Here is a 17,273-nt window from a genome sequence, read left to right on the forward strand (position 1 = left end):
TTCTTTTGCGGCGATTAATTAACTCAATTATTTATAATGAAAAAGATTACATTTTTATTTGTTGTAATCCTAATGGCATTCGTTGGGGAAACGTATGCACAAGGGGTGGTAACAGGAACAGTATTCGACGGTGAATCAAATGCACCATTACCAGGAGCAAACGTAGTTCAATTACGAACTTCTAACGGATCATCTACGGATTTTGATGGTAAGTTTTCTCTTAAAGTAGATAGCCCTACAGGAACTATTAATATTTCTTATGTAGGATTTGGATCTAAAAACATCGAGTATGATGTGACTAACGGAGATCAGGACCTAGGTACAATTACATTAAACCTGGATAACTCTCTAGAAGAGATTATCATTGTAGGTACAGGGGTTATCGATTTAGCTGATGATAGAAAAACACCTATCGCAGTGTCTACTATTAGAGCTAATGAAATTCAGGAAAAAGCAGTTGGTAATGTTGAATTACCAGAAATTATCAAAAGTACACCTTCTGTATTCGTTTCTAACCAAACTGGTTTTGGAGATGGTGCTTTATTTGTAAGAGGTTTTGATGATACTAATACGGCCATCCTATTGAACGGTCAGCCTATCAACTCTCAGGAAGATGGGCGTGTATTTTGGTCTAACTGGGCAGGTCTTTCAGATATTGCTAATGCAGTACAGGTACAACGTGGTTTAGGATCTTCTAAATTGGCTATCTCTTCTGTAGGAGGTACGGTAAACATCGTAATGAAAGCTGCCGACAGAAAAAAAGGTGGATTTGCTAGATTCTTAGGAGGTAACGATAGTTATGCCAAAGGAACGTTGGCGTATGATACAGGAATGAATGATAAAGGATGGGCTTTTTCTGTATTAGTAGATTACTGGCAAGCACATAGAAAATGGGCTGAAGGTACTTTTGGACAAGGACAAACATATTTTTTTGCTGCAGGATATAAGCCAAACGAAGAGCACACATTTAATTTCTTAGTTACTGGTGCTCCTCAAAAACATGGGCAAAGATGGTCTCAAAGTGATGAAATCATTGCTGCCAACCCGAGATATAACCAACATTGGGGATTCACTGAAGATTTTAATCCAACAGCAGGTAGTAATGGACAGTATACTTCTAACATTGAAACAGAAAGAGGGAATTATTACCACAAACCAGTAGCCAATTTAAACTGGGACTGGACTATTAGTGATAAATCTGAATTATCTTCTGTATTATATGCATCATGGGGTCGTGGAGGATCGATAGGACCAAGAGGTGCTAGAACCTTAAGAACTGATGATCCTGACGGAGATGATGGGCCTTTAAGAGGGCAAGTAGATTTTCGTGCAATTGAAGAGCGAAATGCTGGAATAACTGGAGGTATAGGAGATAATGAAGCTCGTGAAGGATATGTAAGAAGAAACTCTGTAAACAATCACCAATGGTATGGGTTGATCTCTAACTTTAACACAGAATTGACAGAGAAAATCTCATGGAATGTTGGAGTAGACTTTAGATTATACCGTGGAGATCACTTTAGGCAAATTACTGATTTTCATGGACTACAAGGTTGGGCTAACGACCGTGCAGATGGAGGTTTAATTACTGAAACATTTGATTCTGATCCATGGTCTGCTTTATTCAACTTTGCAGACGAAGATCAACGTGTTGAATATGACTACTCAGAAAATATCAACTATCAAGGAGCTTTTTCTCAGATAGAATATGCTGGAGATAAGTTTAGTGCATTCTTCCAGGGAGCAGTTTCTAACCAATCTTTTAAGAGAGAGGAGAGATTCTTTAATGATGAGGAATCTGATCTTCTAAATAAAATTGGATATAACCTTAAGGGAGGATTTGGATATACTATTGAAGATACTCATACTTTATACTTGAATGCAGGATATTATTCAAGACAACCGTTCTTAGATAATGTATTCCAGTCAATTAGAACATCTAATGATTTTGTTCAACCAGAAGTGGATAATGAAGATATTACTGGTGTTGAATTAGGATATCGTTTTAAGATGAATGCCTTACAAATTAATTTTAATGCGTACTATACCAATTGGGATAATCGAGTTATCTTATCAAGTGGTCGTGTAGATCTTAATCCTGTTCAAACTCCAGATGACCCAGATGATGATACTAATACTAATATCTTTGATAGAGGTGTTAATCAAATTCATATGGGAGCAGAAGCAGAATTTGTATATAATGCGGCTAGCTGGATGGATTTAAAAGGATATATTTCTGGAGGTTCTTGGAGATTTAATGGTGAAATATCAAAAGAAGAATATAATGATGACACCAATGAGTTAATCTCTTCTGAGGCCGGTCTTGACTTAAATGGAGTAAAAGTTGATACAGCTCCTCAATTTACTGCTGGTCTTGGTACCAAAGTAAATGTAATCGAAGGACTTTCTGTTGATGCTAACATCAACTATTATGCACAACACTACTTAGATGATCCTGATAGTAGAGGTTTACAAACTAAGAATGTTGGAAAAATAAAGCCATTCTCACTTACTGATGTAGGGTTAACGTATAACTTTAAGTTCGATACAAGCAAACTTGTATTTAGAGCTAATGTATATAATGTTTTTGATGAAGTAAGACAGCAGTCTACTGATGATTTCGGAACTTTATTTACTAACGGTGTAACGTTTAATGGTTCATTAAGTTATAAGTTCTAAATCAAATTAGAATAAAATTGTTAAAACCCTCATCGATGATTATCGAATGAGGGTTTTTCTTTTATGTATCCACTGTCTCCTTAGATCTTTTTAATTAATCTACAATTGTTCTGGATTGTTGATATTCGTTGTAAAACTCTGCGTTGATATATTTATACCGTAATAATAACGGATCAATAATTTCCCGTAATAAACGATTGGCCTCATCTACATGTCCACGCAATGTTTTCTTGGAGGCATTAATCTTTGCCTGACGTTGTCGTGTAACCCCCACCAAAGGAGCATATTCATCTAAGGTGGTCTGAAAATCTTCTACTTCAGACTCAGTAACTCCATAATCAGAGGTAAAGGTTTGTTGTAAAGGTACAATCGTATCGGCCATGATACCCGCATAGGTAACCAATTCGGTTTCTTTAAGACGTTCCAGGCCAGACTTACTGGTAATTAATTTTTCTTTTAAGGTTTCATTTTGTGTAAGTGCAGCATGAGCGGTAAGCGCACCAGATAACATCAACGTTTTTTGTTCTACTGCAGAACGTATTTGGTTTTTGTCCCGAGTTTGTCCTTTAGTATTTAGAGAAGCTTCTTTATCCAAAAGACTAATCGCTTTTACTTCGCTATCAAAATTGGTTTTGGTTTCAGCAAATTTTGGATTTCCACTCCATATCGAGGTGTTGTTTTCCAAAGTGTTTTTTACTGCAATAAACATTCGGTAATACTTTACTTCTTCTTGATTCATTTGTGTGAATTTATAGTTTTAAAAGTTTGAAGTCACAAACCTACAGCAAATAACCATATGATTTTCTGGGGATTAAACCCCTTTTTGATGCAGAGGTTTCCGACAATTTGGGTTTGGGGTGTACTCGATAATCGAAATTTTCTTGTTTTCGATACACCAAATCATAGATTTGGCACTCAAACTGACGAAAATTTCTTATCCAGCATTCACGTTAACTATGCTTTTAAATTAGAAAATCACGTCAATTCGAGTGCTTCGACTTTAGGAGAAGTATATCGAGAATAGTGATTTTTCAAATCGAAAGAAACTTATTATTGATACTATTTTTATTCATTTTCTTGCAAAAAAATCGACTCGAACCGATCATTGTTAACTAACCCATTTGTATTGTTACTCCCCACAAGTATAATGTAAGCCATCTGATCTTCATTGTTACACAAAGTAAGGGTGTTGTTATCTACCTGAAGTGCATTGTTACGCGCCTGACTGACATTGTTACGTACCGGAAACGCATTGCAATGCATCAGACTGACATTGTTACAGATCCGAAGTGTATTGTTATGTACCTGTTGGCTATTGATATACACCTTTAGGATATTGTTAGATCCATGACGGTTATTGTTATTCTATTATTTTCTTACTACTCATCTAATTGTCATCCCAGCGTGTCACATTGAGCCCTTCGACAAGCTCAGGGCGAGCTTGTCGAAATGTAGGCGGAGATCCACACATACTACTTGGTCTTTTTGTTATGTGGATTCCGTGTCAAGCACGGAATGACAGCTTCTTTATATTATACTTATTCCTATGTTGTCATCCCTTTGCAGAAAGGGATCCATTCTCGTTTTCACTTAACCCTTTTTCTATAATGGTTTCCTGCCAAAGTTTATCCTGAGCGATAGACGAAGGGCAGGAATGACAAATAAACACTACTCCACAACGATCTTTCTTAACGCCCTTCCATAAGGAGTTTCTAATACAATGGCATAGACTCCTGTGGACAGTCCAGACAGGTCAAATGGGATACTATACTCAGATTGCCTATCCTGCTGTTGTTGTGCCATCATACGATTACTGATTAAGCTAAATACCTTGATATCTACCTTACCTATATCACCCAGGGTGATATCTACCGTAAACTTACCTCTACTTGGATTAGGATAAGGTAGAAAATCTTCGATCTTCTTTGCACTATCTTCTTCCTGACTCTCTGGACCCACACTAGTTTGTTGATCAATGACTAATACCGTTTTCATTTGTATCTCTTCGCAATCTCCCAACTTGGTTAACAGCCCAACTTCATACTCTCCGGCTTTGTCAAAGGTTAAGATCACTTCATCCTGATCTTGCTTTTCTATATTTGCCTCTTTAGGTAAAATCCATTCTATACTATCGGGTAGAGGGTAACTAAGATCAATCAATATCACATCGTCTCCCGTAAATACCTGGCTCGACACCCCAAACTCGGCATCAATCTCGGCTTCACTAAGCACAACAGTTATACTATGGGTAGCTACACATCCCTTTTGATCGGTAGCCACTACAGTATAGGTTGCTGCTGTGTTGGGGAGTGTTACCAAAGCAGTACTACTGCTAAATCCATTGTCTGAGCTCCACAGATATGTAATAGGACCTTGACCTGTTATGGTAGCGTCTAATACAGGCTCTTGATTGACACAAAACGTTTTAGTATCAGGTAGAGGAATAATCAACTCATCTGGGTTAACCACCTCATATGTACGTTGTTGGGTGCCATTAGGTAAGCCGTCTATGGTAACCGTATAGAATCCAGCACATAAACCTGTAATGTTACTACCAGTCATTCCATTATCCCAACTATAGGTAAACGTCCCTATCCCTTGATTTACCAGTAATGAGATAGATCCGTCACAGCCCTCAAAACAGGTAGGATCGGTAATGGTTTCTTCAATAATATCAGGTTGAGTAATGGTAAAATTGGTTACTAACACACATCCATTGATACTTCCTGTAGTTGAATTTGCATCGCTGACCACCAGCATATATTCTCCGGCCTCTAATGTGGTAATATCTTCACTAAAAGAAACAAATCCATTGTCAGCACTCCACTCATAACTATAAGGTGGTGTACCGCCTTGTATAGTTACCGAAATAGCACCATCATTACCTCCAAAACTGGTTACCTCATCTTTGATGTCAATAAACAATTCTATCTCGTCGGGTTCATACACAAAAATATCAGTCAGTGTATTAGAAAGACACTCATTTTGGTTACGTACAGTAATATCATAAAACCCTCCGGTTACAATTGGAATCTCATTACCTATCATAGGGGTCCAGGTAGTAGTTCCTGCTAATTGATATTCATAACTCGTACCCCCATTTAGATCCAGAGTAATTTTACCATTGGCATCGCCATAACAAATCATATCGGTAGCTACCGGATTGCTAATAACTACTTCGGCTGGATTTGCTAATGGGATTACAGCCGAACTTATTACCGTTTCTGGGATTGAGAAGTCTCCTCCTGCAGGGATCACCTCTAATCGATACTCTCCCCATGATAATCCCTCTGCACTTACCGTAACGGTAGCCATCGGATCGATGTTCCCTGTTTGTATTGGAGCTGCTTCACCTACTTTATACCATCGGTACGAAGCACCATTTGTAACTTCGATCTCTATTTTACCATTGGCATCATTAATACATAAAATCTCTGTAACAATAGGAGTACCTAATTGAGGCACCGGAAGAGAACTTACCGTTAATACATCGGTATCTACACTACAACCTATAGCATCTGTTACCTCGACAATATAATCATCTGGCAATAGATCTATAAACGTTGTTGAATCTGTGGATATGTTTTCTTTACGACTCACTTCTGTATTAGTACCTGATTCTTTAAGAATATACGTATATGGCCCTGTACCATTACTGGTCGATACAATAAGTGCACCACTGGCCGAAGTTGGATTATAGGCCGGTTTGGTAACACTAGTACCCGGTGCAAAAATGCCCAACGAATTGGTGATCTCATTAATGGTTACTAATCCTGTAGTGGTGCCTTCGCAAATCGTACTACCAAATCTACGGCGTGAGAGAAAACGATATCCTACACCCTGATCCAACTGATCAAAAACATTGGATGATTGCCAATCTCCACTTCCTGCAATACTATACTCTAAAACGCCTGCACCAAAGTTAGTGCCTCCTGTAGAAGAAAGTGTTACTATACCCTTAGCACCAACACATTCTGGTTGAATCGTATTTGTTATCCCTGTGACAATCTGAGAACGGCCATCAATAGTAAACCGTGGCGTAATCTCTCCGCTTTTGACGGTAACTGAAGTACCACTAAATCGTACCTCCTGGTAAACAATATAATAGTTACCCGGTTCTAAATTACGTTGGGTAGCACCACTATACGTATCATTACCGTTATTAGTTAACGAAGGTAAAAGATGATCGGTATATGCCTGGGGCAACGTACCTGACTCTGGATCACCTGTAAAATCACCAGGATTTCCCTGGTAAATAAAATAACGCATCTGGTACCCTGAAGCGATATCATTGTCAAATGTTAATCGAGCACTACCGTCATTAGCACCATAACAACTGGTATTAGTAGGAGAAGTACTTACCCAACCCGGTGAACAGGCCTTGACATCAAATGAATACGGATCAGAATATAATACATCACTAGTAAAGGTGGCAGAGACCTTATATCTTAAAAACAATGTTCTGTTAACAAAATCATCAGCTTTTGCACCTAGAATTTCTTTGGCTGTATAGTTAAGAGGAAATCGATTTCTATGATTTGTTATGGGTTTCCATCGATTATCTAAATCTCTGTACTCCCAAGCTATATTTGGTTTACTTGCAACTTGATTGTTATACTTTTTAAACAATTTACCTTCTTCTGGACACGGGGATGGGTTCTCAATGTCTAATTTAGGTAGAAATATAGCTTGATATTTTACATAAAGACACACATCAGGAATATCAATATTTCTAAATTCCTGCATTGGAGAGAGTGATCTGGTAATTCTTTCATTACAAAACCATGCAAAAACACCACAAACTCCACTGCATCCATCGGAGACATCATCATTATAACCAAATCGATAACCAACACGAAGGTCAACGGTATTTTCCGAAATGTTATATTTGCCCTGATTGTATGCATAACCTTTTCCATACATCAACTCTCCCCAACGCTCTCTATCTGCATTTTCATTATAATAATCAATTTCGTCCCAATAGACAGTCTCATCTTTTAAGACATAAAGCTTATTCTGGCTAAAACCTGAATACGTATATCCCAATACAATACATAGTACAATAAAAATTCTTTTCATGTTTTTACTTTTTCCCTGTTTTAGCCCTTACTTATTTTTGATTTGTGTTTTAGATTCCTGCCTGCATTTCGACAAGCTCAATGTGACACGCAGGAATGACAATTTATTTATACTCTACTTGTTCTTATTTTGTCATCCCGTTGTAGAACGGGATCCATATTTGTTTTCTCTTTATCATTCTACTATAATGGATTCCTGCCAGCTCAATGTGACACGCAGGAATGACAGTTCTTATGCCTATACACGTGTTCTTGTCATCCCTTTGTAGAAAGGGATCCACTAATGTATTGATTATTCTATATCGTGATTTTAACATATTTACTTTATTATGGATTCCTGCCTGCATTTCGACAAGCTCAATGTGACACGCAGGAATGACAACATATTATTTTTTTAATACTTCACTGTTATCTTTTTTAGTACTGATGGCGTGCTTCCCTTTACCAATACTTGTAACCCATAGGTATATTCTGATCCTGCTTCAAGCTCTGTATCCTTATAGGTATCCTTTGTTCCCTCAAAGGTTTTAAACAGTTGTAATTTTTTATCCCCATCACCACGATACAAACGATATTCAGCAATAGCATCATTTTTTACCTTCCATGATAATTGGATATATCGCAATTCTCTATTGGCTACTCCAGAAAACTTAATATCTTCTGCTTCAATAGTTTTTGGAGCAATAGTAACTTCAATAGGAGTCGCTGGTGAACTTTCTAAACCCGATGTATCCTTAGCCATTACGGTGTAGCTATACACCTTGTTTTGCTCAGCACTTTTATCGACATACGTGGTATCAGTTATATTTGTTTTCTCTATAATATTTTCCCATAATCCGCCTGCTACAGACATATCCTTACGATATACTATATGAGCCATCACATCATCACTGCTACTTGGGATCCATACTACCTGCACTCCTTCTTTAGTAACTTCGTATTTTGATATCACCGCCGGCGAAGGAGGGGTTAGATCTGGTTTATCGATAGCGAGCATCTCAGAAAGATCAGAGGCATTATAGCGTTGATCTTCTGCCGTTATCTTATAGTATATCTTTTTATTCATATTCTTGACGGCAATTGTATCGGTATATTGATTATCTCTTACTTCAGAACGTGTGATCTGCGTAAATTCTGCATTAGGATTATTGGCTCTATATACGCGATATCCCAGCATGTCTTCTTCGGTATTAGGAGTCCAGGATAATTGTACGACTCCGGTAGTATCGATGACTCCGCTTAATCCTACAGGAGGCTTTGGCGGAATAGAATCTATAGGTTGTACTATGCTAGGAAACGATTCACTTTCGGCCCCATTTTTTGCCTTGGCAACGATCACAAAATAGTTTATTCGCTTTAATCCTTTATACGTTATTGTTCTTGCAGTAGGCAGAATACCATCTTTAACGGTAGTAAAAGGGCCATCATTTTTGTTGCTTCTTCTTAGTTCAAACCCAGTGATGAGCTCATTCGCTTCTTTTGGGAACTTCCAATCCAAAATTACGGTATTGTTATCGGGTATCTGTTTTTGAGAGATATGAGGAAGAAAATTCAATCCTTTTTCAGCTTTTCCTTCCAGAATATCAGATGGTGGGCCCATTTCTCCAAACGTAGTTTTACCTTTTACCCGATAGTAAAACATCTTATCATTTGGAATCGAATCGTTATAAAATAGTGAGTATGATGGTGCATCCTTTGGTTGCTGCGCATTAAATACCGGAGACCCACTTAACGGCGTGTACTTAATTTTATCCTCTGATCGTTCTACTATATAATTAGTGTAGATACTTTGCAGTAAATTAAAATTCCAACTTAATACAACATTACTGTCCCCAAAATCTCCTGCCAACCCAATGGGTTTTGGTAATTCTTCATACAAATCCAAACTTGTAAACACAGAGCCTTCATTAATCTTTATGGATTCTTCTGGGGGTATAGCAACAGACACTTTGTAAAGATATTTTTCTCCCTTTTTTGCTTCAGTATCTATCAAACCCCAGCCGGCAAATAGTGCAGCTTCATAACTTTGCTCTGCAGCCACCAAACCAAAAGTAAATCTTTGTTCAAGCTCTTTGTTAATTGCCACCACGCTTTCCATCGTATTCATAGCATCGACGGCAAAAGTTTCACCATATAATGACTGTGCAATTACGGCTGCATTTTGATCTTTTTTGGCAAGAGGCTCCCATTCCATTAAAGGTTTAGGCTTTAGTGCTGTAGCGGTTAGCATTTGGCTTTCTTTAGGAAGTACTGCCTCTCCATTTCTGGATATGGTAATACGTTCTACAAGGAAACCGTATTGGTTTGCTTTTTTCCAGGCATTGGGTTGATCTACTGCCCAACGTAACATTACCTTATCCTGTAAAGGACGAACTACTACTTGTACCGATGCCTCTTGTTGAGCGGTGGCAAGAGTAGATATAAACAGTAGAAAGAACAACACCCTCACCCCAGCCCTCTCCCTCAAGGGAGAGGGAGCATTGGGATATATTGCTCTAGTTCTGTCATCCCTTTTTATAAAGGGATCCACTAACACATTGATTATTTCGTCTTTAATTTTTAACATTTTTACTCTTCTTTGGTTTCCTGCCTACGCAGGAATGACAAAATCACTGTTTTTTTATTATTCATTTTCCTTGTCATCCCTTTGTAGAAAGGGATCCACTAACGTATTGATTATTCTATATCGTGATTTTAATATATTTACTTTATTATGGATTCCTGCTTATGCAGGAATGACAATTCTTCTCTACTACTCAAACCAATCATGGCTTAAATCATTCCAACCTAAATTATCTTCTTCGATTAAATTAATCTTCCACTGTCTTTTCCATTTTTTAATTCTTTTTTCTCTTATAATAGCATCGTTTACATAAGGATGTACTTCAAAATACACTAGCTTATCCAAACCATACTTTTTTGTAAACCCTTCGATGAGTTTATTCTTATGTTCAAAAATGCGTCTTTCCAGATTATTTGACATCCCAACATACAGCGTTCCATTCTTTTTATTAGTAAGGATATATACATAATATTGATGTTCTGGTTTTAACATTTTTACTCTTCTTTGGTTTCCTGCCTACGCAGGAATGACAGTGCTTTTATTATTCATTCAATACTTTTCTGCTTCGTTTTGGATTCTTGCCTACACAAGAATGACAATATTATTATTTTTATTATTCATTTTCTTGTCATCCCTGCGTAGGCAGGGATCCATTACTAGCATTAAGTATTCTTCTGTCTTTTGGATTCCGTGTCAAGCACGGAATGACAAAATTCATTTTAATCATTCTTATATTTAATCTCATATCCTTTTTTATAGATATCCCCCGGAGTTCTATATATCAATTGAGCTCTAAAATCTCCTAAAGGCAATGCCGGGAAAGGCGTTTCAATCAAATATTCATATTTATCATACATGGCTCTATTTATAGTATTGCCATTTACATATCGGTTTACAATTCTATTTCTAAGATAAACCATATCCTTTTTATATTGATATGGAAGGTTGTATATAAATGGAATACGATTTTTTACCCAATACGAATCAGGGTTCTTTTTGTAATTTGCCAAATATTCATTTCCTAAATAAAACGATCTTACCGGGGGCACTCCTAATATTTTTTCATCGCGATCCATTATAATATTTCCATCCAAAGGATATTCTTTATAGATCATTGGGTTTACCAACCTCTTATAATAACTATCTTTTAATAGTGCTTCAGCATATATCAACGACTTAGAATCGGTATGCTTATTCCCTACTATATCAGGAGCATCAAAAGTTTCATAGTTAGCCACTTCTATCGACATGGAATGTACATCTGCATAGATAAAATTGGTTACATGATTTGTAAACTTAAGGTCTCGTACTTTTTCTTTGAAAGTAGCATATTGACTGGTCTTAAACGTGTAGTCCAGAATTGACTTAGGTGTTGCATTAGATACTTTTGCACTACTAGCTTTTTTATTTGATACTGTTGCTGTACCACTGGCACTTACTGTTTCTGTGCTTCCACTTGCAGGATCAAACCAACTTGTATCTCCTTCTTCATCATCGTAAGTAATATCGGTTTCTTCAACAACAATCTCTGTAGGCACTTGTTGTCCTGCAGGAAAAGCGAGTAATCTAAATTCCAGATCAGATTTTAGATCCGTTTCAGGAATTGGAAAATATACGATAGCTTTTTGCATATCATAAGAAGCATCAGTACGGCGTATAACTCCTGTTTGTGATCTAAACTCTCCTTTTATGGCAAATCTATTATCAAATAAGTAATCTTGATTTTGTTTTAGCTTTACATACCCTGTTGTATATTCTTCTGGATGAAAATTCTTTTGTTTTGGCACTGGATACAGATACGCAATATTTCCCCATGGGATATGATCTGGTGCTTTATCTGTAGTAAAAGTAACCTCTCTTTTCTCGGTAACAGGCTTTCCATTTTCGGTAAGGGTGACAAAGGTTTGAAAAATCTTTTGTTCAAAACTTACCTCAACCGTGGCGGTTACCTTTTTTTGAGATGGTAATGATTTTCGTGGGAAGAACGTTACAGCATCATTAGTGTCGTTCCATTCTAAAGTACCTTCTATCTCCTTACCTTCAGAAGTTAGCGTAAATTGTTTAAGATGCAATCTAAATGTTTTTACTCCCTCGTCGGTATCAACAACAAACTCTGTATTTGCCGGATAATTAAATACTGCCTGCGGCGCCGTAAATACATCAATCTTTTGATTACCATCTGCCGGAGAAACATCAGAGATGATCGGAACCCCAACCGCATCTCCTACATTTTCTAATATACATTCTTCTCCAATATCAATTTTAAGACGCATTCTACCTTTAACCAATCCACCAAGAATATTAAAATACATCCCTACAAATCCCTCAAAATAGGCAGGATTAGGAAACTGCCCTCTAAGCATAGCTGCTAATCCAGCTTCTGCAATCAGGAAACGTCCTTTAATAAATCTAAGATCTACATGTACTCCAAAGGCTCCATATAAATACGCATACACTTGCCCCATCGAGTACCAACCGTCGTTTCCAACAGGACCACTACGCCCTCGACATTTCGCATTAGGGAAGTACCCATGCATTACATCAAATCCAACACCGGCTTCGAGAGATGCAAAAAAGACCAAATATTCATAATTACGACGATACGTAAAACTCAATCCAAAGGCAAAACCTCGAGCTGCATCAAGTTGATTATCTTTTCTATTATTATCCAAGATATCATCTCCTAATATTTGAATTACTCTTGGGTGCGGATCCAGCTGGCTGGGTAGTTTGTTTCCGGTCATAAAATATCCCCCAACCTCAAACTCTACACTCTTACCAATCGAAAATACTAATGATAATCTACGTTGGGGTGTTCCCACATGCAGATACCAGTCTTTAGGGCCTGTATGTATTTTAGCAAATCCGGCAAAATTGTCTGGGCCACCACCACGAACACCTTTAGTTTTCATATAGAGCTCAAACTCACCATCAAAAGTGTTGTTTACAAAATCTTTTTCTATCCCAACATACACTCCGATTTTACCTTGAGATGCAATATCTCTTTGGGGAATGGCTTCTTTAGACAATCCAAGAAAATTACCATGTTTCTTTAGCTGGTCTACTATTTTGGCATTTTTGGTCGCAAAGTCCTGGATTTTCTTTTCTATACCGGTAAGCGCTCTTTTAGGAGTGAGTGCCCCTTTCTTGCCCTTGGACATGAATGATCCTTCTCCCATAAAGCCGATCCTATTCAGACCTCCTCTGGTATTGAATTCCATTTCAAGATATGCTTTGCCACTAAAAGCATCGGCATTTACGGTACCAACCTCTACACCAGCGCGTAGTCCTAAACCTGTATTTTCGTCGGGTTCGTATACAGCATCAGATGGAGTAAACCCATTACTATTACCGCTTACTTTTTTCATTCGGTTTGATAACCCTCCTACAAAAGAGTTAATCAAAAGTTTACTTTTACCAGGATTATTATTTCGTTCTGTCCAAATATCTACAAACCAATATCTGAAATCTTTGCTTCCAAACATGGCTTTACCATTGGCAGTAAAATTAAGCTTCTTGAATGATGCCGAGAGACTTCCTGAGAATCCATTGCCATAGATAGGATCATCTTCCATGACTTTTAAGCTACCTTTTAGTGTAAACCCACTCTTTTCATAATCAATCTCTATGCCCCCAACTTTTACTTTATGGAATTTCCATTTATGTACTGGGGCATCTGTGGGTAATTTTCCGAGAACCTCTAAACTGGTTGTTGCATGAGACCCATTCTTATCCAAGTTGATCTTAAGGTCAAACGCTAAACCTACCTGGTCTTGCCCGCGGTTTACCATTTGTAAGTCGCTTATAGTAGCAGGAAACAGCATTAAATTGATATCACCCTCATAACCAAACTGCTTGGCCTGGATAAATCGTTTTCCGGGTTCGGTTTGTAGTTCGAGCTCCTGAAACGTTATCCCTTGCATGCTAAACCCTTTATTATCTTTTTGTGATGAATCGGGAGCTGCTTCGGTGCCTTCATCTTGATCTATCTTACCAGCCATCGAAAGGCTACCTGTAAGATTAGCATATGGATATACCTTATCATCTTTAACTTTTACGGCTACACTAGAGTTTTTTTCTAATTGCATATGCCCCAGAAAAACAGGGGTATTGTATTCTCCTTTTAGGGTTACTTTCAAGCCATATTCTTTTGGAGCTATCCAACCCTCGTATCCTAATGGATCTTTCATTACGGGTACTTTAATATCTCCTCGTATAGCACCTCTTCTAAGGGCATTAACTGCTAGTGTTACTCCAACAGAATCTATACTAAACCCCCATTTTCCTGCTGCTCCTTCATCTTGACTTAAAATATTGTTTGCATAAAAATCTCCTGAAACTCCGTAACTATCGATCACCAGGTGTTGCGCTCCAAAACTAACTCGCTTTTTTCCTGATTTAATTCGTTCTATCCCTTGTGGTAACCATACCTTAACTTCTTTAGCATACACCCCTCGCCACAAACTTTGCTCTTCTAACGGAAACAGATCCTGATACTCCTTTGGAAACACCAGATTATCAGCATTACGAGAATCACTAAGGTCCAACACCGCTTGTTCGATATGAAATCCCCACCCTTTGAAACCGTTGATTTCAAATTTTGGAAGAGATACTTCGAGTAATAGGTCATTCCAACCTTTTGCTTTGATGCTAAACGAGGTACCTACATAACAGTTTGTATCTATAATCTTATTTTTATTTTCGTCTTGCAAAAGATTGCCTTCTTTATCTTTTGCATACTGATTGTCGGTACTGGTACCGCACACATAATTACCCTGGTCATCAATTGGCAGTAATACATTACGGGATACACGAAGGTCTCCTTCTAGTGAGATCTCTTTTAATCCCGAGCAATCAAATTCTACAAAAGATTTTTCACCAAAGGTTCCTGTTTTAAGGTTGACATCTCCTTTGAGCGTTAGCAACCAGTTATCTCCATTAATCGGAATAGCCTGATCACCCAATAATACCAGTTTCATATCCCCGATAATCGCACCATCATGTGAGAGTTTAATCCCTTCTGCTCCAAAATAGAGTTCCCGCGAAGGCTCTCCGTTAGGTCCTTTTACGGGTATAATTAACTTTGCCCAGGCATTAAACTCGGCATATTTAGGTAAAAACTTTACCTCAGTGATGGCTAGTTCTACCTTATTACCCGAGGTAGAATCTTTTTTGCTCAGTCCTACAGGTAGCTCTAACAACTCTTTACCTGTAATGATCTCTGCAAAGTTTTGCAGTTTTTTTATTTCGTCAAAAGCGGCTTTTGCTTTTGCTTTTAACTTATCTACTTTAGGATTCTGGGGAAAGTTTTCTGCCAGATAGGTTGTATTAAACTCTGGTACTCTTTTAGCAAGAGGAATCATAAACGATTGCTGCTCTAGTTGTGCAGCATCTAGTTTAGGAAACGCCCTGAATTTTTGAGATACATTTGGTTTTGCTGTTGTATTGGTAACACCCAACACCCCTTTTTTAAGCAGTAGCTGCTGTTGTAGCTGTGATAAATGTTCTGTATTTGCCGTATACGATAGTACCGTGTCCTTATCTTTTGAAGGAGTGGTAATACCCGGGGTATTTGTATCAACACCATCAATCCCCGCTAAGGTGATTAGAGGTAGTAGAAGGGTTAGTATACGTAGGTAGTAGTTTTTCATACTATTTTGGGTTGATGGTTCTTTCTCTTAATTGTCTTAAATGATAACTTCTTTTAATTACTCTAGCCAATATTTTCATTGAAAATATCTTCTCTCAAAAATTTTCTGCCCCAACCTTCATTTTCTGATATTGGAAATTTTTGAAAGAACTTGATGTTTGGTAATGTAATACCTCTTTCTTCCATTACATCTATGATTTCTTGTAAATATTTTAATGTGTCTGGAGAATTATTTATAATAGAAGAGTATAAATCACGAGTGCCTATTTCAAATAATTTATCTATAATATAATTTATTGTATTATTTGAATTTTTATATAGTAATGACAACTTTTCATATTCATCTCTATCTATATATTCCATTTCTTTTGAAGAGTAATCAGCATCAAACATAATTGATTTAGGAGTAGACTCAGCCATAGGATAGTGCCAATTTCCAACTTCATCTTTAGTATAAGCCCATAATAAATTGAAAATATACAACCAATCAAGATTTTCTTTTTCATAAAACCTTATCGCATTTTCTAAGCAAATTATAGCGTAAGCTACTCTTCCTCTAATTGAAATATTACTAAAATCTAAATTCATAACTATTCACTTGTTACGTGCATTCCTTTAAAAATATCCTGACACTCGACACATCTTACCACATCTGAAACATTTCCATTTGGTCGGATATCGATGGTGTGAATTTGAATATCTTCCCATTTTGCTCCATTATGCAAAGCTTGATTTACAGTTCTTCCGCTAAGTCAAAGACTTTGTTAAGCGAGTTGTTTTTATGTTTTATTACTACTACTTTCATAAGTAATCAAGATTATTCACTACATGAAAAACTAGCTTAAGACAAGTTATCAAGCAAAGGCTTTAAACCTTCATCCCTTAGGAATTCAGTAAAACTGTCTTTATATTTTATAATTTTATTTGTATCAAATAAAAAAACTATAGGATTATCTTCTTTTAAAGAACAATCAAAAAAGAAAAAATTATAACCTTGCCATTGAGCAAAGAAAAAGTAGCTATCTTTTATTTCTGGTTTTTCAATTTGTGTTTTTCGATCATCAAAATTAAGCTCATGAAAAACATCTCCCTTATTGTGAATTAATTCTGGATATTCAATATAATAACCGTTCAACAAAAACCCAGATTTTCTTCCAAAACTAAATAAGAACTGCTTATATGCTAAAGGTAAATTAACATTAAAATCTTTTTCTATTTGATTAATCTTATCAATACTTAAACCAATAGTTTCACCAATTTCATTGGCATAATCATTCAAAAAAGAGACATAACTTTTTTCCAT

Annotated in this window: 9 protein-coding genes; 2 read left to right on the plus strand and 7 right to left on the minus strand. The window is 37.0% G+C overall.

The window, feature by feature from the left end:
• Nucleotides 1–36: 36 nt before the first annotated feature.
• Nucleotides 37–2,679 (plus strand): TonB-dependent receptor, encoded by a 2,643-nt coding sequence (locus tag JJQ60_RS17145; protein WP_201923204.1) that lies wholly within the window; start codon nucleotides 37–39, stop codon nucleotides 2,677–2,679.
• A 94-nt stretch (nucleotides 2,680–2,773) separates the two neighbouring features.
• Here the strand turns inward: JJQ60_RS17145 and JJQ60_RS17150 are convergent, their stop codons facing one another.
• Nucleotides 2,774–3,418, minus strand: coding sequence for a hypothetical protein (locus tag JJQ60_RS17150; protein ID WP_201923206.1), 645 nt, complete (start codon nucleotides 3,416–3,418; stop codon nucleotides 2,774–2,776).
• Between the two features lie 87 nt (nucleotides 3,419–3,505).
• On the opposite strand from JJQ60_RS17150, the gene JJQ60_RS17155 reads away from it, so the two are divergent.
• Entirely contained in the window at nucleotides 3,506–3,703 is a 198-nt protein-coding gene (locus tag JJQ60_RS17155) for a hypothetical protein (protein ID WP_201923208.1), read from the plus strand.
• Nucleotides 3,704–4,347: 644 nt separating this feature from the next.
• Here JJQ60_RS17155 and JJQ60_RS17160 read toward each other — a convergent pair.
• The 6 genes from JJQ60_RS17160 to JJQ60_RS17185 all read right to left on the minus strand — a co-directional run bounded on the left by JJQ60_RS17160 (nucleotide 4,348) and on the right by JJQ60_RS17185 (nucleotide 17,273).
• Nucleotides 4,348–7,758, minus strand: coding sequence for a T9SS type A sorting domain-containing protein (locus tag JJQ60_RS17160; protein ID WP_201923215.1), 3,411 nt, complete (start codon nucleotides 7,756–7,758; stop codon nucleotides 4,348–4,350).
• A 393-nt stretch (nucleotides 7,759–8,151) separates the two neighbouring features.
• Nucleotides 8,152–10,323 carry a fibronectin type III domain-containing protein gene (locus tag JJQ60_RS17165; protein WP_201923217.1) on the minus strand — a complete coding sequence of 724 codons (2,172 nt, stop codon included), beginning with the start codon at nucleotides 10,321–10,323 and terminating at the stop codon, nucleotides 8,152–8,154.
• Nucleotides 10,324–10,509: 186 nt separating this feature from the next.
• Complete coding sequence (locus JJQ60_RS17170; protein WP_201923219.1) at nucleotides 10,510–10,812, minus strand: GIY-YIG nuclease family protein; 303 nt, start codon at nucleotides 10,810–10,812, stop codon at nucleotides 10,510–10,512.
• A 227-nt stretch (nucleotides 10,813–11,039) separates the two neighbouring features.
• On the minus strand, nucleotides 11,040–15,971 hold the full coding sequence (locus JJQ60_RS17175; protein ID WP_201923221.1) for a hypothetical protein: 4,932 nt from the start codon (nucleotides 15,969–15,971) through the stop codon (nucleotides 11,040–11,042).
• 62 nt (nucleotides 15,972–16,033) lie between these two features.
• Entirely contained in the window at nucleotides 16,034–16,558 is a 525-nt protein-coding gene (locus tag JJQ60_RS17180; protein ID WP_201923223.1) for a hypothetical protein, read from the minus strand.
• 253 nt (nucleotides 16,559–16,811) lie between these two features.
• Nucleotides 16,812–17,273, minus strand: coding sequence for an SMI1/KNR4 family protein (locus tag JJQ60_RS17185; protein ID WP_201923225.1), 462 nt, complete (start codon nucleotides 17,271–17,273; stop codon nucleotides 16,812–16,814).

It is taken from the genome of Aquimarina mytili (assembly GCF_016735115.1).
GTDB lineage: Bacteria > Bacteroidota > Bacteroidia > Flavobacteriales > Flavobacteriaceae > Aquimarina > Aquimarina mytili.